14 protein-coding genes are annotated in these 20,646 nt (G+C 64.6%); 5 read left to right on the forward strand and 9 right to left on the reverse strand.

Translation table 11 applies throughout. The features are described from left to right. Positions 1-123 precede the first annotated feature (123 nt). Together ACVW1C_RS05065 and ACVW1C_RS05070 are read right to left on the reverse strand one after the other, a co-directional pair. Positions 124-336 carry a hypothetical protein gene (locus ACVW1C_RS05065; protein ID WP_456757453.1) on the reverse strand — a complete coding sequence of 71 codons (213 nt, stop codon included), beginning with the start codon at positions 334-336 and terminating at the stop codon, positions 124-126. A 771-nt stretch (positions 337-1,107) separates the two neighbouring features. Further along, positions 1,108-2,358 (reverse strand): glycosyltransferase family 87 protein, encoded by a 1,251-nt coding sequence (locus ACVW1C_RS05070; protein WP_456757454.1) that lies wholly within the window; start codon positions 2,356-2,358, stop codon positions 1,108-1,110. Positions 2,359-2,660: 302 nt separating this feature from the next. Between ACVW1C_RS05070 and ACVW1C_RS05075 the strand changes: the two genes are divergently transcribed. Beyond that, positions 2,661-2,813: a hypothetical protein gene (locus ACVW1C_RS05075; RefSeq protein WP_456757455.1), complete on the forward strand. Its 153-nt coding sequence runs from the start codon at positions 2,661-2,663 to the stop codon at positions 2,811-2,813. Here the strand turns inward: ACVW1C_RS05075 and ACVW1C_RS05080 are convergent. The 3 genes from ACVW1C_RS05080 to ACVW1C_RS05090 all read right to left on the reverse strand — a co-directional run bounded on the left by ACVW1C_RS05080 (position 2,794) and on the right by ACVW1C_RS05090 (position 4,799). Next, complete coding sequence (locus tag ACVW1C_RS05080; protein WP_092125446.1) at positions 2,794-3,006, reverse strand: hypothetical protein; 213 nt, start codon at positions 3,004-3,006, stop codon at positions 2,794-2,796. The two genes, ACVW1C_RS05075 and ACVW1C_RS05080, sit on opposite strands and share 20 nt — an antisense overlap. Positions 3,007-3,295: 289 nt before the next feature. Continuing rightward, positions 3,296-4,309 (reverse strand): hypothetical protein, encoded by a 1,014-nt coding sequence (locus ACVW1C_RS05085; RefSeq protein WP_456757456.1) that lies wholly within the window; start codon positions 4,307-4,309, stop codon positions 3,296-3,298. Continuing rightward, entirely contained in the window at positions 4,281-4,799 is a 519-nt protein-coding gene (locus tag ACVW1C_RS05090; protein WP_456757457.1) for a hypothetical protein, read from the reverse strand. Before ACVW1C_RS05090 ends, ACVW1C_RS05085 begins: the two co-directional genes overlap by 29 nt. A 640-nt stretch (positions 4,800-5,439) precedes the next feature. On the opposite strand from ACVW1C_RS05090, the gene ACVW1C_RS05095 reads away from it, so the two are divergent. Then, complete coding sequence (locus ACVW1C_RS05095) at positions 5,440-7,011, forward strand: hypothetical protein (protein WP_456757458.1); 1,572 nt, start codon at positions 5,440-5,442, stop codon at positions 7,009-7,011. Positions 7,012-7,267: 256 nt separating this feature from the next. On the opposite strand, the gene ACVW1C_RS05100 is transcribed toward ACVW1C_RS05095, so the two are convergent. The 4 genes from ACVW1C_RS05100 to ACVW1C_RS05115 all read right to left on the reverse strand — a co-directional run bounded on the left by ACVW1C_RS05100 (position 7,268) and on the right by ACVW1C_RS05115 (position 14,256). Beyond that, positions 7,268-9,037 carry a tetratricopeptide repeat protein gene (locus ACVW1C_RS05100; protein WP_456757459.1) on the reverse strand — a complete coding sequence of 590 codons (1,770 nt, stop codon included), beginning with the start codon at positions 9,035-9,037 and terminating at the stop codon, positions 7,268-7,270. 40 nt (positions 9,038-9,077) lie between these two features. After that, positions 9,078-10,478, reverse strand: a complete 1,401-nt coding sequence (locus ACVW1C_RS05105) for an HlyD family type I secretion periplasmic adaptor subunit (protein WP_456757460.1) — start codon at positions 10,476-10,478, stop codon at positions 9,078-9,080. Next, positions 10,475-13,342 carry a peptidase domain-containing ABC transporter gene (locus tag ACVW1C_RS05110; RefSeq protein WP_456757461.1) on the reverse strand — a complete coding sequence of 956 codons (2,868 nt, stop codon included), beginning with the start codon at positions 13,340-13,342 and terminating at the stop codon, positions 10,475-10,477. Before ACVW1C_RS05110 ends, ACVW1C_RS05105 begins: the two co-directional genes overlap by 4 nt. Before the next feature lie 125 nt (positions 13,343-13,467). Further along, a complete protein-coding gene (locus tag ACVW1C_RS05115) occupies positions 13,468-14,256 on the reverse strand; it encodes a hypothetical protein (RefSeq protein WP_456757462.1) in 789 nt (262 codons plus the stop codon). Between the two features lie 154 nt (positions 14,257-14,410). Here ACVW1C_RS05115 and ACVW1C_RS05120 point away from each other — a divergent pair, with 154 nt between their 5' ends. The 3 genes from ACVW1C_RS05120 to ACVW1C_RS05130 all read left to right on the forward strand — a co-directional run bounded on the left by ACVW1C_RS05120 (position 14,411) and on the right by ACVW1C_RS05130 (position 20,450). Further along, a complete protein-coding gene (locus ACVW1C_RS05120) occupies positions 14,411-14,770 on the forward strand; it encodes a hypothetical protein (protein WP_456757463.1) in 360 nt (119 codons plus the stop codon). A 144-nt stretch (positions 14,771-14,914) separates the two neighbouring features. Then, positions 14,915-15,319 carry a hypothetical protein gene (locus ACVW1C_RS05125; RefSeq protein WP_456757464.1) on the forward strand — a complete coding sequence of 135 codons (405 nt, stop codon included), beginning with the start codon at positions 14,915-14,917 and terminating at the stop codon, positions 15,317-15,319. 313 nt (positions 15,320-15,632) lie between these two features. After that, complete coding sequence (locus ACVW1C_RS05130; protein ID WP_456757465.1) at positions 15,633-20,450, forward strand: hypothetical protein; 4,818 nt, start codon at positions 15,633-15,635, stop codon at positions 20,448-20,450. The last annotated feature ends 196 nt before the right edge of the window (positions 20,451-20,646 follow it).

Here is a 20,646-nt window from a genome sequence, read left to right on the forward strand (position 1 = left end):
GGGAGAAATTCCCGAGGACACGATTTCAGAATCGAGATCGTAATTGCGATCTAACTTCTCAAATGCAGAAGAACGTGGCGGGGGGCTTATCCACGGCCCCCCAACCAAAACAAGTTCGCTGTATCAGGCGGTGGCCGAGCTGACCTTGGCGGCGATCGAGCTGATGGCACTGGAGAGTGCGGCGCCGATGCCCGAGCCAGTTGTCGTACCGAACGCGGCAACGACTGCGGCGACGATGCAAGCGGCGACGATCACGTACTCGAACGACACAACGCCATCCTCGTTCGCGCGCAGACGCTTGAAAGCTTCCGTGGTCACGACGTAAAACTTCAGCATAGGAAAAAATCCCTTTTTACGATGAATTTGCACAAATGACTTGAGGTTGGCGGGCAAAATTCGGTGCCAACTGGGAGCCACTTATAATCTTTCGCAATAAAGCTGTCATCTGGTAATCGTTCATTAACCCTACTGCGGTCACCGCCGCGCAAACCGGCGATCTTGGCTATCATCGAGAATAAGCCGAAATTTCTCGATGTTTTCGCTATGCGGAGCATTGTTGCTGATGAAAACACGCCCCGAATATCCGGAATGATACGGGCTCCCGACGGAGACTTTCGGCGCTGCTGGCGACTGGTTGAAGCATCGTTCGACTGGTGAGTGTAATGTCGCGGCTTCTTTTACAGGCCAGATCGTTCGCTGTAGGTCCTTACGATCACGCCGTGATGGGCGGCCAAGCTGGGCCTAGTTTAGACTTTAAATGTCGGGCGGGCCTGTGCACGTTTCCGAGTTGTCGCGGCAACTATGGCCGGTACCATGAGATGCGGTTCATTCGCATGCCAAGTGAGCGGCCTTTTTGCTTTCATATGGCCTTCATGAGCCACAGGAAGATGGCGAGTATGATTACCACGACGATGGCATACTCAGCATCGGCCAGCGCTCCTGGTCCAACCAGTCTCTTCAGCAGCTTCCTCATTGAGCATCCCGACGCCTTGGCAATTGTCCCAATTCCCCGCCGCGAGTGTCCAAATTAGGACAGCACCCCCACGTTGGGCGGTCCGGCGGTGGGATCGATTGCAGGCCGTTTCTCTCCCCGCTCATAGCCCTGGCTCAGCGCTCGATCGTTCGAATTGGCGCCGGTTGCGGCTGACCCGCACCTCGCAACAGGACATGAAGCGTGAGCCACAGCAGCCCGACGAGTGCGCAGCCGCTGAACGCCGGGACTGTGTATCCGAGCGGGCCTGTTCCGTACTGGATGCTCAGTCGCAAGGACTGAAAGAAGCCGTAAAATCCCGCGACGAATGCCAGGCTGTAGATGGCGGCGCGCTCGCGCTCGCTTGCGTAACGCGTGACGTCGGGCAGCAAAAGGGCCATGCCTACGCCGAGAATGGGCAGGTCGTAATCGTAGGCGTATGGGCTGATCAACAGCGAGGCGATGGCTGCCAGACCCAGAGCCCAGCGCGCCGGCAGGTCGCGGTAGGTGGCGAAGGCCACAACCGAGAGCGCGAACACGGCAGTCACGAGTTGGCCCAGAAAGGCCAGCGAACTGGAAAGGCCGGCTGTCCGCAAGATTGCGTAGACAGAGATCGAACGAAACGGAGCGAAAGCAGTCCCCCCTTCGAGGAAGGCGCTGGACTCGTGGACGCCTGCGAGAAAGGCACTCCAGATATTCCAGCCCAGAAACAACGTGCAGAGGATCGAACTCGCAAGGATGACCGCCGCGGCGGAAAATGCTGCCATCCAGCGCCGCGTCAACAGCACGTACGCCCCGATCGCAATCGCAAGGTGCGGCTTGATCACCATCATGCCAAGGCTCATTCCGGCTACGATCTGCCGTCGCTCGATCGTAAGACAGACCAGGCCGATCAGGCCACCGGTCAAGAAGCCATTCTGACCACAGGCAACCGTGAGGAACAGTGAGGGCGAAAGCAGGATGACGATCTGCGAGAAGCAACTCTTCGCAAGATCCCTGAGCGTCAGGAGATAAAAGCCAAGGGTGGCCGCGATGAACAGGAAGTATGCGGCCGCCACCGGCACGAATGCCATGGGAGCGATCAGCAGATCGAATGGGGGAGGATACGTCCAGTGCAGAAGGGGCATTTTAGCGCCGACGGCATCCATCTGCATCTTTGCGAACTGGTCCAGATTGTAGGCTAGCCCAGCCTCGCCGAGCCAGACCCTTTGCGCGACGATGTAAAATGCGTCGAAATCGACAAGGGGTCTATTTTGCCCAAGCTCCCAATGCGCGAACCAGCCGGTCATCAGGATGAGACAGATCGTCAGCGCGTAGAGAATAAAGCGCGCGCACATTGCCGGTATCGCTGCTGAAGACCGGACCGGCACCAATTCCCTGACCGACATGGATTCATGTTTCCCGTGGGGACGTTGGCGTTGAGCAAGCTCCGCCGCCGGTCCTCGAAAAAACAACTGTTTCGCCAGAAGCGCAAAGCCATTCGGCTAACGGATTGGCCATTTCCGCTATAGAGCCGCCCGCATTGACGAGCGCAAACCGTTGCCGACCACGCTTGCCGAGGCATCATCGTCCATTGAAGGCGCCGGTGAAGCCGGGGCTGGCGCGCCGACAAAGGACGCGGCCGGTGCATCGGCCGTTCTTTCCAGCATGACAGCCTGACATTCTGCGATCAGCCAGCGCGCGCCGTAAGATGATCCACGCGCCGGGCGACGCCAGCGATCGCTTCAACAAGCCGCAGGCCAGCCACGCGACACCTGTGCGCGCGGCCGACTTGCAGATCAGGTCGTGGCCGCTCTGGCGGATCGGCCAGTTCGATCAGGTACTTATGCCGTTGCAGAAGTGACCTTCGCGGTGATTGCGCTGATCGCGCTGGACAGTGCAGCCCCGATACCCGAGGATGTGTCGGTACCGAACGCGGCGACAACTGCGGCAACGATGCAGGCAGCGACGATCACGTATTCGAACGACACGACACCGTCCTGGTCCGCGCGCAGATTCCTGAGGGTTTCGGTGGTGTTGATGTAATACTTCAACATGGGGCAAATCCCTTTTTTAAAAAAATTTATGCAATACGTTGGCGAGCAAATTTGCTGCCAACCAGCGCCACTTTAGTACGGCGCAGGAAAGCTGTCACGCGGCAATCCTATGTTAACCCTATCGCCGGGGGCCATTTTTGTATCTTCAGACACATTTGGTGGTCGAGTTGCGCCGGACAACAACTCCAGCGATGCTATCGTAAAGAGTAATCGCGTCTAATGACGCAATGCCAGCACCCGCAGCTCTTTAGGCCTGTCGCTGGCGCGACCAGCAGCATCGACCAAGTGACTACTTTAGGGAATCTGCACTTCCTGCATGCATTCGCCGAATGTGGACCACGGCGGTGTCGTCCGCATAAATCCGCTGCCACTCCGGCATTCGGTCGAGCAGAGCGACGGCCGGCGTAAATGGGAAAAGCAACGTTGCGTCGATCTTGTACTCATCGAGCAAATTGACAAAATCCGCGAGATCTTCGAGCGATACGGCGCGCACATAACGGCTGAGAAAGACCGGCCCATACAATTCGGCGCGAGAGTCAATGAACGTCGGAATGCCCTCGGAAATCAGATACCCGCCGAAATAGTAATCGTTCAGTATTCGGCTTGCTTTCAGCTGCTTGAGCTTTTCGATCGCAGCGCGCGGCGCATTTGGGGGCGCGTGGTCCTTCGTCGTCACGATCAGACCAGTCGCGATCATGAGACCCGCGAGCGCGGCGACAACGGCCCTCCGCGACGCGGGGACGACTTTCCGGTTGGGCGATTGTGGCAAGGCCAGGTGCTGCGCCAGGGGACCGGCAATGAAAAACGGCGCAACCAGCGCGCAAACGTCGACATAACGTACGTGGGCAAACGTCTGGTAGACCACAGCCAGCAGAGCGGCGACCCTGATCAGAGGCAGTTTGAGCCCACTGCATAGAACATACGCCATGCCGGCGAAGAAGCATATTGTAATAGGACTGACTGCCCCAAACTCAAGTGCCGGCCTCCATTCCCCAATGGTTGAAAGAACCGCGCCAAGATTCAAAATGCGTAATGTGATTAGGATCGACTCCGACCCGTATGGCGTGATGCAGGCGGCGATAAGCGCCAGGGCGCCAAAGCGTAGCCAGCGCAACGCGACGGCCGCGCGCGCGGATTTGTCCGCGGTCCGAATCGCCTCCAAGGCGAATGGCGCAATCAACGCCAGGCCCAGCGTGAAGCTTCCGTGGAGGTTCGCCCACAGCGTGATGAGCGGGAGATAGGCGAACGACGGCGCGCGTCGCTCCTCACTCGCCTCAACCAGCGCATTGGCCCACAGCACCATCAGGGGAAAGACCAGGACATGTGGGCCGTGCAAGCATGTGGAACGCCGCCAAGACAAGTCCGCCACTCACCAGGATCATGACCGGAACGTTCGGCAGCCGTTTCAGCAGCAGGTAGGTGAGCAGAAAGAACGCGACGGAGGCCGACAATGCGGCAAGCACCGCAGGTCCCGGCCACCCAGCCAGCCTGAACGCCGCGAAATACAGCACCTCCGATAACCACTCGCTGGTTATCCAGGGTGCATCGCGCATCGTGAAGGAGAAGGGATCGACGTGAGGTACGGCACGATGATCCATGATCCACTGGCCAACCACGATATGCCAGTAGATGTCCGCATCCCTTAGCAGGCTGTTGATCCTGCCGACGAGCGTCAGATAGGCCGTGGCCCCGAATAGAAGTGGCAGCCAAGGCCGAAGGTGATCGCTGCGCGCAGGCGCCGCGCTGATCCCGTTCTCCGTGTCCGTCTGAAGCGAGCTGTTGCTTGAATGCATGCTTTCCGTCCCGTGCTACCGATCATTGTCGACTGAGCCCTACGGACGCAACCCACTCCCCGGGTATCGTTCACCTCAATAACACGTCCCGGAATCCCCTCGGAGCCGCACACAACTCTCCGGGATCGATTGCCGCCACTGGGTGACCGGCCAGCGGCGGCTTGCCGCGTCGGCCGGCGCCGCCGATGCCTGCTGCGCACTTCCTCGAGGAGGTGCGAATGAAGCTTCTGGATCTGGACGTTTCGCTCCGGCAGGACATTGTTCTTGCTTGAACCTGCTCCGCGTCCACGCGCATAAGCGGTGATCTGCTTCGGGCGGCACGGGAGTTAACATTGACCCGCAAAAGTACGGGGTTTGACCAGAACTATTCCTCAGCCGCCTGAGCACGGCCGCTGTGGCGGACAAGTTTCGGGTCGCGGCCGTGGCGCGCGCAACCTGTAGGTCGGATGCGGGCCACGCCATCCACGATCGGACCGCAACCGAAGTCTCCAGCGCCTCGCGCTCTGCAGCGAGTCCGCCTCCAGCTCAGGCACCCAAATGACTATTATCTTGAGGCCTTTGATGGGGTGGAGTAGGGTCTGCTGTATTCGCGAAGTCCTTCTGAAAAATTGGATAGCCGCTTCGAATAGGCGTCTTATTCATGCGCCGCGTGATCGACACCGCTCCAAAGGATGGGACATTCGTCATTCTCGAGGATGACGTAAGCGGAAGCTTCGAACCTGCTCAGTGGTCGGCTGACGGGCGCGGGTGGATCAAGAAAAATGGCGAGCCAAGCGAGATCACGGCGACGCATTGGCTAACAATGTACCTTCCCGAGGAAGGTGATGAATTTATTCTGCAAGATGCATCTATTCCGCCAAAGGAAACTGGATCGATCGCCTCCCCGGCGTCGCCAGGGCCGCGCTCCTTTTGTTTCCCCTCAGGCCTGGCCGAACGCGCGAGGGTGACGGAATTAACTCGTCTGGTTACGGACGCGGACTCGGTCACTGGCGTCCTTGCTGATGTGCGGGCCGCGCAGAGCAGACAGCATCGCGGACCTGCTGCGCGGCGCGCCATCTCCTCGATCGCCGCGGTGGTGGTCGGGGCGTCGCTCATCGGCTGGTACTTCGACCCTGAGCTCGTGGCTCAGGTGACGCGATACATTGGTGAGCAGGATAGCGCCAGCCTTGGCACAGCCGGCGTGGAGGCCGTCAAGCAAGAGACCCAAGCCCTAAGAGAGAACCTGCAAAAAGCCGATTCGTTGGCGCGGGATCCGGGTCTTCATCAGCAAGCGGACCGGGCGATCTCACAGGCACGGCGGGATACCGCACAGGGCAAGCAAGGTGCGGAGGCATTGCAGCCGGATGCGCAACAGTCTTTGGAAAAGGAGCGGCGCCGCGCAGAGGCCCTAGCCAATGAACTGGCGAGAGCGCAGCAGATCATTGAGATGCAGGTAGCGCGAGCGAACAAGGCGCGCGATCAGGCGACGCAGCTCAGTCAGGCCGCGGAGAGCGGGATGGCGGAGCTGCGACAGTCTCTGCAGAAGGAACACGACAGGGCCGAGGCGCTGGCGGACGAGCTGGCGAAGGCGCGGCGGGATCTCGAGACCCAGCTGCCGGCGTCAAGCAAGGCCAGTGACGAGGCTGCGCAGGCGAAGCGGGTCGCCGAAATCGCGACGGCGGAGCTGCGACAATCTTTGAAGACGGAGCACGACAGGGCTGAAGCGCTGACTGGCGAGCTGGCGAGGGCACGGCGGGAACTTGAGACCCAGCTGGCGCTGTCAAGCAAGGCCGGTGACGAAGCCGTGCAGATGAAGAAGGCCGCCAAGAGCGCGACGGCGGGGCTGCGACAGTCTCTGAAGAAAGAGCGCGACCAGGCCGAGGCGCCGGGCCGCGAACCCACGCTCACTCAAGTCGCGGAGGCGGCTGCGACAGAGCAGCCAGCGGTCGCTGAGGCGCAAGGCGGTCCGGAAGCGGCCAGGTTGCTGATGCGCGCCAGCGCCCTGCTCGGCCAAGGGGATATCAGTGCAGCGCGGATCGTGCTCGAACACGCTGTCGAGACGGGTAACGCACAGGCGAGCTTCATGCTCGCGGAGACATATGATCCCCTCGTTCTTTCCACGTGGAAGACGTACGGAACACGCGGCGATGTGACGAAGGCACGCGAGCTATACGCAAAGGCGCTTGCCGGTGGCATCCAGCAGGCCAGGGATCGATCTGTCGCGTTGCAATAGTCTAGTATGAAAGCGACGATGGCGCTCCAGATCCGACCGCTCGGTTTTAAGAGAGTAGCCGACTTGGCGCCGGCCGGCAGGACACAGCGCGAAACAACGAGTGCGAACCGGATACTGTCCCTTAAAGCTACCATTGAAATCCAGGACTCTTCCCGGTTCGCCGTCGTTCCTCACAATCAGCGCGCAAACCGTGGTTTAGGACAGTAGGTTCGAAGAATGGCTTTGATCGGGAAGAGCCAGGTTCGTGTCTGCAGTGCTAAACGGCGACTTTCGAAGTAACCGCGGAGAGCTCGGCGAGGTCAGTTTCAGCCTCCAGGATCCCCTGCGCTATGGCGCTCTCAAACCAATATTGCGCGTCGCGTAGATTCTGTGGCTCGCCGGTCCCGGATCGCAAATAGCGTCCGAGCATGAGCTGGGCATGGCCGTGGCCAAGTTCGGCGGCGGCTCGAAACCAGCGCGCGGCTTTAGCCCGGTCGACCGCGATGCCGTGCCCTCCGCCATGGATGGCGCCGAGCGCGAACATCGCACCACTATGTCCATTGGCGGCGGCTTGTCCACAAAGCTTGATCGCCTTCGCGATATCGGCCGGGCCGCCGCGGCCGTTGACCAACATTTCGGCCAAGGCTGCTTGACTGTCCGCATTGCCGGCCTCGGCAGCAAGCGCAAACCATTCGCGCGCGGCTTTCAGGTCTGCCTGGACGCCACGGCCTTCGCTCAGTAGCCGACCAAGCATGTATTGGGCTTCCGGCAGGCCCTCCGCCGCGCGTCGCAGCCAGATCGCAGCTTGCTGATCGTCCCGCTCGGTGCCTGCGCCATGCAGCAAGCAGACTCCAAGATTGAAGGCCGCCACGAGGTCTCCGCCCGCGGCAGTCTTCCTGAACCAATCGGTCACCGGCGGTCGCCCGCCGGGCAGATCGACGCCTGCCAGCAACTGCTGGGCCAGGTCGATCTGGGCGCCGGCATCTCCAGCCTCAGCCGCCATCCGTAACCATCTTGCGGCTTCTTCAGCATCAGCGGGCACGCCCGCGCCTGTCATGTAAAACGAGCTCAAGGAGCGCGCCGCGGTTGCGCTGCCAGCCTCTGCGGCGCGTCGGTACCAGCTCGCAGCTTCCGCATAGTTCGGCGGCATTGTGCCGCCCCTGGTATAGAGATCGCCGATCATCTCGGCTGCGCGCGCATCTCCTGCGAGCGCGGCGCGTCTCAACCAAGATTCTCCGAGCACTGGATCCGGAGCTACAGACTTGCCCTCGATCAATGCCGTTCCCCATTTCACCTGTGCCCCGCGGTGGCCCAGTTCTGCCGCCTTTCGATAGCAATCGACAGCGCCAGCCGAGTTTTTATCGACGCCGGCTCCCTCTTCGGTGAGAACACCGAGCATGAAAACGGCGGTCGGAATGCCGGTCTCTGCCGCGGAGCGAACATGTTCGGCGATCTCTGTCTTGCATTCCGAGATCCGAGCATCGCCGGCAAGTGCCAGCGCATAGCCAAGGTGGCCTTGCGCGCAGCCATTCGAGGCCGAATGCTGATAGCAGTCTCGCGCCTCGTCCAGGTTGCGCAAGTGGGCCGGTCCATAAGTCAGAACATAGCCGAGCAAGGCTTGTCCTTCCGCCGAGCCAGCTTGGGCCGCCCTGCGTGCCCATTTGTACGCCGCCTCGAAATCGGGCGCGGGGCTGGCGGCGTTCGTTGTAGAAGCCGAAAAGAGCCGAGCGGCTCCTTCGCCGGCACGCGCTTCCGGTGCGGTCACCATGCCTTGCAAAAGGAGCGCGGCCAGCAAACATTGGGCCTCGACATTGCCGTGTAACGCGGCCTGCTGCAGCCAACGGACCGCCTCGCTCTCGCTGTGCGGAACGCCCGAACCCTGCAGATAGAGCCGGCCGATCTGATACGCAGCCTCCGGCAAGCCCGCTTGAGCGGCCTGTGCGAGCAAGGGCAGAGCTTCGGTGAACTGCTCCTTTTCAAGCAGCCCCAAGCCGCGCCGCAGCGCGGCCGCTGGCGAAGCTTTGCCGATCAGTCGATCAAACAGCATATTGCAATCGCTTCGTCGTTGGTCGCAGGTCCATTCAGGTTCAGGGCTCCCGCATGGCTTCCTGGGTCACCGGCAGCATCAAGCCCAGCAGATATTTCAGGACCGTACGTTGCCCGACCTTGATATCGGCGGTCACGGGCATGCCAGGCACCAGCTTAAAGCCCGCAGGCACATCGTGCAAAGCCATCCGGTCAAGACTGATCCGGCTGCGATAGAAGGGCTCCGTCGTCGTGGATGCCGGAACCGCGCTCGTCGGATTGCGCGCCTCGGCCTGCGCATTGAAAGCATCCGGGCTCACCACGCGGACAGTGCCTTCCGCCATGCCGTATTGCGAATATGGAAAGGTGTCGAACTTTACCGCAACCGGATCGCTGACATGGACAAAGCCGTTATCCCTGCCGGGAATGTTGGCTTCCACCTCAAGCGGCGCGTCCGTGGGCACAAGGGTGATGAACTGCTGCCCCGACTGCATGACCGAGCCGACCGAGACTTTCGAGACCGCCTGGACAATCGCATCCACATTGCTGCGCAACTCGACCAGCCTTCGCCGCAGCTTCGCTTTGGCGACAAGCTCGCGGGTGTTGGCTGCCTTGGCCGAACTCTCCTGCAGCTTCTGCGACGCTTCGGCCTTCCAGCCGCGGATAAAGCCGTCCCGTTCAGAGGCAAGCGCCGATTGGTCGCGCTTGGCGCCCTCGCCGGTCGCAACGGCATTGGCGAGCGCACGCTCCATTTCGACGCGAGTATCCTTGGCGATTAGCGAGTTCAGCCGGCTCCCGGTTTGAGTCGCTTCCAGCTTCTTGCGCATGTCCTCGATACTCTGGGCGACATCAAGACGCTCGCGATAGCCGACCGCGTCCGAGTTCGAGCGGGAGATGACGGAATCCAGCTCCTTGAGCTTCTGATCGTAGTTCTGCAGCTTCAGGTCGAACTGCGCATGGCGATGCTCGAAGATCGAGGCCTGCAACATCCAATGTGGATCGTCGCCGTCAAATTTGAAAGCTTGACCTCCGGCTTCGGCTCGCAGCCGCGCGACCTCTGCGTCAAGGCTACTGGCCTGATCTTCGAGCGCGACGAGATCGGCTTCCGCAAAGGTCGGGTCAAGCCGGGCAAGCACGTCGCCGGCTCGCACCCGTTGTCCCTCCTGCACATCGATCGACCGCACGATCGCAGTCTCAAGCGGCTGCACCAGAATCGTCGGCGCATGAGAAACGACGATCCCCCGAGCGGAAACCACCTGATCCACGGGCAGCACACCTGCAATCCCGATCAGGGCAACCACCATGCTGGCCACCACCCAGACCACGTACTGGGCCGAACGCGGGATCGGGGTATTGATGATAGCGGTGGAGGGTTGCTGAAACTCCAGGATGATCGGCAAAGTCGGATCATTTTTCCTCGATCCGAACAGTGTCGGCAATGACGGCGTTTGGACCTCGCTCATTGATCCGGTGCTCCCGCGACCAATCGAGGTGCCGCGCTGGGCTTTGGCGCCCCCATATGGCGATTCTGCTGATTCCATAGCTGGCGATAGATCGCACAGCGCTCCACCAGGACGTCATGCTTGCCGCAATCAACAATATGGCCCTGCTCCAGCACCAGGATTTGATCGCAGTCGACCAAAGACGACAGCCGATGCGAGACTATGATCATGCTGCGCCCGCTTGCGATGCGCTCGAGGTTGCTGGTCACCACGGCTTCGCTTTCCGGATCGAGCGCACTGGTTGCTTCATCCAGGATGAGGATGCGGGGGTCGGTGATCAGTGCCCGGGCAATGGCAAGACGCTGACGCTGACCGCCTGACAGGTTCGGCGAACCTTCCTCGATGTAGGTATCGAAGCCGTTTGGCATACGCTCGATGAACTCCTCCGCGCCGGCGAGCCGCGCGGCGTAGACGGCGTCCGACAGCGTCAGACCGGGTCGGCCCGCGATGATGTTGTCGCGGATCGAGCCGCGAAACAGAAAATTCTCCTGCAGGACGACCCCGAGACCTTGGCGCAAATGGCGCAGGTCCACATCACGCAAATCGACGCCGTCAATCTTCACAAAGCCTTTGTAATCGCGATTGATCCCCTGCAGCAGACGGGTAATCGTCGATTTGCCGGAGCCGCTGCGTCCGACAATTCCGAGCGTCGTTCCGGCCGGCATCGAGAAGGTGACACGATCCAGCGCCGGCACTGTGGTGTTCATGTAAGTGAACGTAACGTCCTGAAACGAAATTTCGCCGGCGAATTTTGGCCGCAGCCCGGCAGATCGCGCATTGCTCTCGGCCGGCCGGTTGAGCACTGAAGCGGCCTCGCCGATGGCTGCACCGACCTCCTCGTATTCCTCAATCAACCGCGCCAACCCGACCAGTGGCTGCGCGGCACGGCCAGAGAGCATCATGAAAGCAAACAGACCTCCGACCATGTAGCCGGAAGGATCGTTCATGGCGATATAGGCGCCCAGCATCACGGTGCCAATGACCATGATGCGCTCGATCGGTGTGACCAGCGTCTGGGGCCAGTTGGAAAGCTTGCTGAACGCGAGCTGCCATTTTCCAGCTTCTGCAATCCGCTCATCCCACAAGGACCGACGCTGCGGTTCGAGCGCCAGGGCCTTGACAGTCTTGATCCCGACGATGGTCTCACTCAAGGTGGCCGACTTCCAGGTCTCGGCCGTGGTCACTCGAGAGTACATTTCACGCATCGGCTTGAGAAAGGCCAGAATGATCAGCAGGATCACGACAGCGCAGCCGAGCACGATGCTGGCGAGAATCGGGCTCAGATAAAACAGGAAGGGCAGCAGGACGCAGAGCGTCACCAGGTCCAGGAACGTGGTTAGCAGACGTCCGGTGAGAAACTGCCGCACCTTGTAAACCTGGGCCACGCGAAACATGGTTTCGCCCGCCGGATGCCTTTCGAAGTAATCGAGCGGCAGGCGCAACAGGCGGTTGAAGACGTGAAGATTGAGTCTCGCGTCGAGCCGCGCGCCGACCACCGAGATGATCAGGCGGCGAGCATGACCCAGCACCGCCTCGTACACCACGACGACGGCCATGACCGTGGCCAGCAAGATCAACGTGGAGATGCTGTGAAACTGCAGCACCTTGTTCACCATCGTCATCACCAGGAGCGGTGGAAAGATGGTGAGCAGGCTGATGGTGACGGAAGCTATCCCGATGTCGCGCAGCGATCGATGTTCCTGCAGCACCATGTCCGCCAGCCAGCGCAGGCTGAACGGTGCGTCGGCGGCGACCCGTCCGCGGTTGGTGCGCATGAGGATCGCCTCGCCGTCCCAGACTTGGGTAAGACGCAACTCGTCGACCGCGACGGGTTGCGCCTCCGGCGGCGCACCCGGGTCTCGCATCAGGATGACGTTTTGCTCGGCATTGACGGCGACCATCAACCCGGCACTGCCGTCCTTGAACAACAGGACCACCGGTTCGGCGCTGCTCATGCGCAGCAAATTGCGCCAGCCGGTACGAATGGCACGTGACCATAGCCCCGCGTTTTGTGCCCACTCCGACATGGCCGCGGCCGATGGAAGCGACTGTGATGCGTCACCTCTGAATTCGTTGACGTCGAGTTCGACGCCGTGGTGGCGCGCCACCTGGATCAGCGCCTGCAGGCGGACCTGACGCAACGGGTTTGAAACGCCGTCGGCGCCCTCGCCCGACGCAGTCGGCGTGATACTCCGAACGGATTGAGTCACCTCGCCGACCCCTTGCGCTGTTGCTGATTTGTCGAAAGCACCGTCTGCGCTGGCGAAACGAGCGGCCTTTCGCGCAAGACGCAGTCTTATGCTCGTGAACGCCTCAACCGCTCGGCACTCGGCGCGCCCGGCCGCGCCACGCAGTCGAGGAAGGACACGCGTCCAGACGCTGTCAGCTGTACGACCAACCTTGCTGCGGATCGTCCGCCGCATGAAAGCGCGTTGCTGCGGCGGGCGCGAGGACGCTTGCTCTTCTTGTTTCAGATCGGGCTGCGACCCAGCTTTTCGGACCGTCTCCACAATTCGTGTTTCCGTAAAGGACACCGTCGCTATGTTGAGCTGTGGCGCTCGCTGGGTGAATGACGGTGCAACAACGCGCGCGTTGGCCTCAACCTGGTTTACCGCCTCGTCGAATGTAGCAGCCTCGGCTTCGGACTCGGCCAGCGTGAGGTCATCCCGCTCCCTTAGACGGCTAGCGAGCAACGAACGGCCACGATCATAGAGTTCAAGTCGCCCTGCCTCATCGCGAGGGCTCAAGCCGGCAATCGCTTTTTGCAGCGGGCGAATATACTTGTTTTCGCCTGCCTGGTCGTTTCCACTACCTGGGCCGGCCACAATAAATCTCCAATAGCAATACGCGGTAGTGTTTCACTATGCCTCGGTAAAATCAACGATTTTAAGCGGTTCGACCTTCGAAGTCTGGCGCATGGTTTACGCGACACCCTCGCATTTCGCTGGCTTCATACGAGCCCGAACAATCGTTCGAGGCGTCCCGGCAACATCCCGCTCGCGCCAATCTCCGTGCAGCTGCGCTTCCATCTTGCGACGTAAGCGTCGAATGGAAGCGATGTTCGCTCCGGCCAGCGATTGAGCGCGGCAAGATCCTCGAGACAAGGCTCCCCACCTTCGTATACGGCCAGAATACCGAGGATCGCGGGCCCGCGCGGAACGGATTGACCGGCTTCCATTTGCCCTCGATTGGCATGAAACCACAACGCTGCGTCGTCCGGCGAACCTGCGGCACCATCCGATTTGTTCGCCTGGAGCAGGTTCGCACGGTATTGCCGGATCGCGCCGGCAAACGCCTGGTCGCCGGCAAACGGCGGGGATTGCTCCCAGCTGTCGGCGAGCAATCGGAGCCCGTGAATGGAAAAAGTCTCGACCAGGGCCTCTTCCAGCCATTGCGTCGGCGGCTGCGGCTTCGCCGAAAACTGCCAGCTGTTGGCGAGGACATGCCCGAGCTCGTGCCCGAACTGATAGGCGAGCCTGCACCAATCGGCGGCTCCGACATTCAAGATAATCGAAGCTGTTTCCGGCTGATCATTATGCAGCCAGATGGCGGGCGGGCCCTGATGATGGTTTTCAATCGACAGTTCTGCGGGCTGACGATCGGACAACAGGCGAAGCTTCGAGAGATTGACCGCCCTCACCCGCGTCAACACGCGCAGCGTCGCCTCGCCATAGCTCCAATCGCCGTGCAACTGGATTGGTGCAGTCAACAGATTGCCAGTGCTTGCACGCAGGGGCACCGCGCCCCCGCTCGCAAAAACTGCAGCCGCCGACAACTTAAGGAAGCGACGTCGGCCAATTGGGCTCGAGCCTGATTTCATCCGTTAGACGAAGAACGGGCGCCGTAGCGCCCGTTCCCATACTCCTCACAACTCAAGAGCCGTGCTTCGGCAGATGATCGATCCAGCTCGGCCGCTCGTCGCTGTGGCCGACACTGCCGGCGCCGCTGCTGTGGTTCGGATCGGTCGCCGAGCCTGCGCTCGACTGATCGATCTTGGCCAGCAGGCTGTCGGCCAAGCTCTTGATGGTGGTGAGATCCGCCATCAGTTGCTTGCCGCCCGCGTGATCGATGTGCTGGACGGCATTTTCCAGCTTCATCAGCGCGGATTGCGTCGGGAGCAACATCGCCCTCCACGGCCCGACGACACTGTGCTCGTCGAGCGATGTCGTCAGTCTTGGATCGTGGTGGTCTCCGGTTGCGCCGGTTGCACCCGTTGCTCCAGTGCTGCCGGTCGCACCGGTGTGACCGGTTGATCCGGTCGAGCCCGTTGCACCGGTGGCACCGGTGTGTCCCGTCGCTCCTGTCGACCCCGTCGCTCCTGTCGAGCCGGTCGCTCCCGTGCTTCCGGTCGCGCCCGTCCCGCCTCCGGGTGGATCGAGCGTCCACACCGTGTAGGTGTGACCGTCGAGGGTTGCTGTGCTGCTGTTGGTATAGAAGCCGGCACCAACCTGGTTGCTGCTATCGACGGTCACTCTTCCACCATCGAAGAACAACTGACCGCTGCCGTTCCAACTCGGCACTCCGGCACCCACACCTCCGATGCTGTCGCCCTCATTAAAGTGTTCGACCGACGGGTTCTGGCCCGCATTGTTGGAGACGTGCAGGATGTCGAGGGAGTTGACGGTTCCTGGCGTCATATTGACCGTCAAGCCGCCGTTATTCGTTCCCTCGATCACGAGCGTCGCATTGTAGAGATCGACCGTTCCGGACAGGTTGCTGCCTGTCAGGACCAGCGTCTCGTTCGCAGCAACGATCGTCGCGCCGCCGGTCGGGCCAGTCGCAGTCTCGACATGCCCGCCTGAGGCGCCGGTCGCGCCGGTGGCTCCGGTGGCTCCAGTTGCACCCGTTGCGCCGGTCCGACCTGTGGCTCCGGTTGCTCCGGTTGCACCCGTGGCTCCGGTCGAGCCAGTGGCGCCGGTCGCTCCCGTTGCCCCAGTCGCACCGGTCCGACCAGTTGCACCAGTCGACCCGGTCGCTCCCGTTGCACCCGTGGCACCAGTTCTTCCGGTCGCGCCAGTGGCTCCGGTTGCACCGGTCGCGCCGGTCGCTCCCGTTGCGCCAGTCGCACCGGTCCGACCAGTTGCACCAGTCGACCCGGTCGCTCCCGTTGCACCCGTGGCACCAGTTCTTCCGGTCGCGCCAGTGGCTCCGGTTGCACCGGTCGCGCCGGTCGCGCCGGTCGCTCCCGTTGCGCCAGTCGCACCGGTCCGACCAGTTGCACCAGTTGCGCCGGTCGACCCGGTCGCTCCCGTCGCACCTGTGGCTCCGGTGGCCCCGGTTGCACCGGTCGCGCCGGTCGCTCCCGTTGCGCCAGTCGCACCGGTCCGACCAGTTGCACCAGTCGCCCCGGTCGACCCGGTCGCTCCCGTCGCACCCGTGGCTCCGGTCGCGCCGGTGTCACCCGTCGCGCCCGTGGCTCCGGTTGCACCCGTGGCTCCGGTTGCACCGGTGTCGCCTGTCGCACCCGTTGCACCCGTGGCCCCGGTTGCGCCGGTGTCGCCCGTTGCACCAGTCGCACCGGTGTCGCCCGTCGCACCCGTGGCTCCGGTTGCGCCGGTGTCACCCGTTGCACCCGTGGCTCCGGTTGCGCCGGTGTCACCCGTTGCACCCGTGGCCCCGGTTGCGCCGGTGTCGCCCGTTGCACCCGTGGCGCCGGTCGCACCTGTGGCGCCGGTTGCGCCGGTGTCACCCGTCGCACCCGTGGCTCCGGTCGCGCCGGTGTCGCCCGTTGCGCCCGTGGCTCCGGTTGCGCCGGTGTCACCCGTCGCACCCGTGGCTCCGGTTGCGCCGGTGTCACCCGTTGCACCCGTGGCCCCGGTTGCGCCGGTTTCGCCCGTTGCACCCGTGGCGCCGGTCGCACCTGTGGCGCCGGTTGCGCCGGTGTCACCCGTCGCACCCGTGGCTCCGGTCGCGCCGGTGTCGCCCGTTGCGCCCGTGGCTCCGGTTGCGCCGGTGTCACCCGTCGCACCCGTGGCTCCGGTTGCTCCGGTGTCACCCGTCGCACCCGTGGCTCCGGTTGCGCCGGTGTCACCCGTTGCACCCGTGGCCCCGGTCGCGCCGGTGTCGCCAGTCGCACCCGTGGCTCCGGTTGCGCCGGTGTCACCCGTTGCACCCGTGGCTCCGGTTGCGCCGGTGTCACCCGTCGCACCCGTGGCTCCGGTTGCGCCCGTGGCTCCGGTTGCACCCGTGGCCCCGGTCGCGCCGGTGTCGCCAGTCGCACCCGTGGCTCCGGTTGCGCCGGTGTCACCCGTTGCACCCGTGGCCCCGGTCGCGCCGGTGTCGCCAGTCGCACCCGTGGCTCCGGTTGCGCCGGTGTCACCCGTTGCACCCGTGGCCCCGGTTGCGCCGGTGTCGCCCGTTGCACCCGTGGCGCCGGTCGCACCTGTGGCGCCGGTTGCGCCGGTGTCACCCGTCGCACCTGTGGCTCCGGTTGCGCCGGTGTCGCCGGTCGCGCCCGTGGCTCCGGTTGCGCCGGTGTCGCCCGTTGCACCCGTGGCTCCGGTCGCGCCGGTGTCGCCCGTCGCGCCTGTGGCTCCGGTCGCGCCGGTGTCGCCAGTCGCACCCGTGGCTCCGGTGTCACCCGTCGCACCTGTCGCGCCGGTATCACCCGTTGCACCCGTGGCTCCGGTCGCGCCGGTGTCGCCCGTCGCACCCGTGGCGCCGGTCGCGCCGGTGTCACCCGTCGCACCCGTGGCTCCGGTTGCGCCGGTGTCACCCGTCGCACCTGTGGCTCCGGTTGCGCCGGTGTCGCCAGTCGCGCCCGTGGCTCCGGTGTCACCCGTCGCACCTGTCGCGCCGGTATCACCCGTTGCACCCGTGGCTCCGGTCGCGCCGGTGTCGCCCGTCGCACCCGTGGCGCCGGTCGCGCCGGTGTCACCCGTCGCACCTGTGGCTCCGGTCGCGCCGGTGTCGCCAGTCGCACCCGTGGCTCCGGTGTCACCCGTCGCACCTGTCGCGCCGGTATCACCCGTTGCACCCGTGGCTCCGGTCGCGCCGGTGTCGCCCGTCGCACCCGTGGCGCCGGTCGCGCCGGTGTCACCCGTCGCACCCGTGGCTCCGGTTGCGCCGGTGTCACCCGTCGCACCTGTGGCTCCGGTTGCGCCGGTGTCGCCGGTCGCGCCCGTGGCTCCGGTGTCACCCGTCGCACCTGTCGCGCCGGTATCACCCGTTGCACCCGTGGCTCCGGTCGCGCCGGTGTCGCCCGTCGCACCCGTGGCGCCGGTCGCGCCGGTGTCACCCGTCGCACCCGTGGCTCCGGTTGCGCCGGTGTCACCCGTCGCACCTGTGGCTCCGGTTGCGCCGGTGTCGCCGGTCGCGCCCGTGGCTCCGGTGTCACCCGTCGCACCTGTCGCGCCGGTATCACCCGTCGCGCCCGTGGCTCCGGTTGCGCCGGTGTCGCCCGTTGCACCCGTGGCTCCGGTCGCGCCGGTGTCACCCGTCGCACCCGTGGCTCCGGTGTCACCCGTCGCACCTGTCGCGCCGGTATCACCCGTTGCACCCGTGGCTCCGGTCGCGCCGGTGTCGCCCGTCGCACCCGTGGCGCCGGTCGCGCCGGTGTCACCCGTCGCACCTGTGGCTCCGGTTGCGCCGGTGTCGCCGGTCGCGCCCGTGGCTCCGGTTGCGCCGGTGTCGCCCGTTGCACCCGTGGCGCCGGTCGCGCCGGTGTCGCCCGTTGCACCAGTCGCGCCGGTGTCGCCCGTCGCACCCGTGGCTCCGGTTGCGCCGGTGTCACCCGTGGCGCCAGTCGCGCCGGTGTCGCCCGTCGCACCCGTGGCTCCGGTGTCACCCGTCGCACCTGTCGCGCCGGTATCACCCGTTGCACCCGTGGCTCCGGTCGCGCCGGTGTCGCCCGTCGCACCCGTGGCGCCGGTCGCGCCGGTGTCACCCGTCGCACCCGTGGCTCCGGTTGCGCCGGTGTCACCCGTTGCACCCGTTGCACCCGTGGCTCCGGTTGCACCCGTGGCTCCGGTTGCGCCGGTGTCACCCGTCGCGCCCGTGGCTCCGGTCGCGCCGGTGTCGCCAGTCGCACCCGTGGCTCCGGTTGCACCCGTGGCTCCGGTTGCGCCGGTGTCACCCGTCGCGCCCGTGGCTCCGGTCGCGCCGGTGTCGCCAGTCGCACCCGTGGCTCCGGTGTCACCTGTCGCACCTGTCGCGCCGGTATCACCCGTCGCGCCCGTGGCTCCGGTATCGCCCGTTGCACCCGTGGCTCCCGTTGCACCCGTGGCCCCGGTTGCACCGGTGTCACCCGTTGCGCCCGTGGCTCCGGTCGCGCCGGTGTCGCCCGTCGCACCTGTGGCTCCGGTCGCGCCGGTGTCACCCGTGGCGCCGGTCGCGCCGGTGTCGCCCGTTGCGCCCGTGGCTCCGGTTGCGCCGGTGTCACCCGTTGCGCCCGTAGCTCCGGTTGCACCGGTGTCACCCGTGGCTCCAGTCGCACCGGTGTCGCCCGTTGCACCCGTGGCTCCGGTTGCGCCGGTGTCACCCGTCGCGCCCGTGGCTCCGGTCGCGCCGGTGTCGCCCGTCGCACCCGTGGCTCCGGTTGCGCCGGTGTCACCCGTTGCGCCCGTAGCTCCGGTTGCACCGGTGTCACCCGTGGCTCCAGTCGCACCGGTGTCGCCCGTTGCACCCGTGGCTCCGGTTGCGCCGGTGTCACCCGTCGCGCCCGTGGCTCCGGTCGCGCCGGTGTCGCCCGTCGCACCCGTGGCTCCGGTTGCGCCGGTGTCACCCGTGGCGCCAGTCGCGCCGGTGTCGCCCGTCGCACCCGTGGCTCCGGTCGCGCCGGTGTCACCCGTCGCACCCGTGGCTCCGGTTGCGCCGGTGTCACCCGTTGCGCCCGTAGCTCCGGTTGCGCCGGTGTCGCCCGTTGCACCCGTGGCTCCGGTCGCGCCGGTGTCGCCCGTTGCTCCGGTTGCGCCGGTGTCACCCGTTGCACCTGTGGCTCCGGTTGCGCCGGTGTCGCCGGTCGCGCCCGTGGCTCCGGTTGCGCCGGTGTCGCCCGTTGCACCCGTGGCTCCGGTCGCGCCGGTGTCGCCCGTCGCACCCGTGGCTCCGGTTGCGCCAGTGTCACCCGTCGCACCCGTGGCTCCGGTTGCGCCAGTGTCACCCGTCGCACCCGTGGCTCCGGTTGCGCCGGTGTCGCCCGTTGCACCCGTGGCTCCGGTCGCGCCGGTGTCGCCCGTTGCACCAGTCGCGCCGGTGTCGCCGGTCGCACCCGTGGCGCCAGTCGCGCCGGTGTCACCCGTCGCTCCGGTCGCACCCGTGGCGCCAGTCGCACCTGCGGCACCCGTGGCGCCGGTTGCACCTGCAGCACCCGTGGCGCCAGTCGCGCCGGTGTCACCCGTCGCTCCGGTCGCACCCGTGGCGCCAGTCGCACCTGCGGCACCCGTGGCGCCGGTCGCACCCGCAGCGCCCGTGGCGCCGGTTGCACCTGCGGCACCCGTGGCGCCAGTCGCACCTGCGGCACCCGTGGCGCCGGTCGCACCCGCAGCGCCCGTGGCGCCGGTTGCACCTGCGGCACCCGTGGCGCCGGTCGCACCTGCGGCACCCGTGGCGCCGGTCGCACCCGCAGCGCCCGTGGCGCCGGTCGCACCCGCAGCGCCCGTGGCGCCGGTCGCACCTGCGGCACCCGTGGCGCCGGTTGCACCTGCGGCACCCGTGGCGCCGGTTGCACCTGCGGCACCCGTGGCGCCGGTCGCACCTGCGGCACCCGTGGCGCCGGTCGCACCCGCAGCGCCCGTGGCGCCGGTTGCACCTGCGGCGCCCGTGGCGCCGGTCGCACCCGTGGCACCGGTCGCACCTGCCGCGCCCGTGGCTCCGGTTGCGCCAGTGGCACCGGTCGCACCCGTGGCGCCGACCAGGCTAGCATCGGTTATAGCGGTAAAATACGAAGTACTTGCTGCGGTACTATTGACCGTCCAAACGCCACTGCTACTGTAAGTAGAACCAAAGATAGTAGCGGTGCCGCCTGTTGTAATGAAAATTGGAATTACAATCGTACCGGTGGTAGGATTGCCGTCGGGGATATAGAACTGCCCCACGATCGTACTGTTCTCGACTATGAAGTATTCGCCAGCAGTGGCGGCCGCTGCCCACGTTATTTCGAGAACGCTAAGTCCGGTCGGCACGCTCGCGA

It is taken from the genome of Bradyrhizobium sp. USDA 4011 (assembly GCF_054063415.1).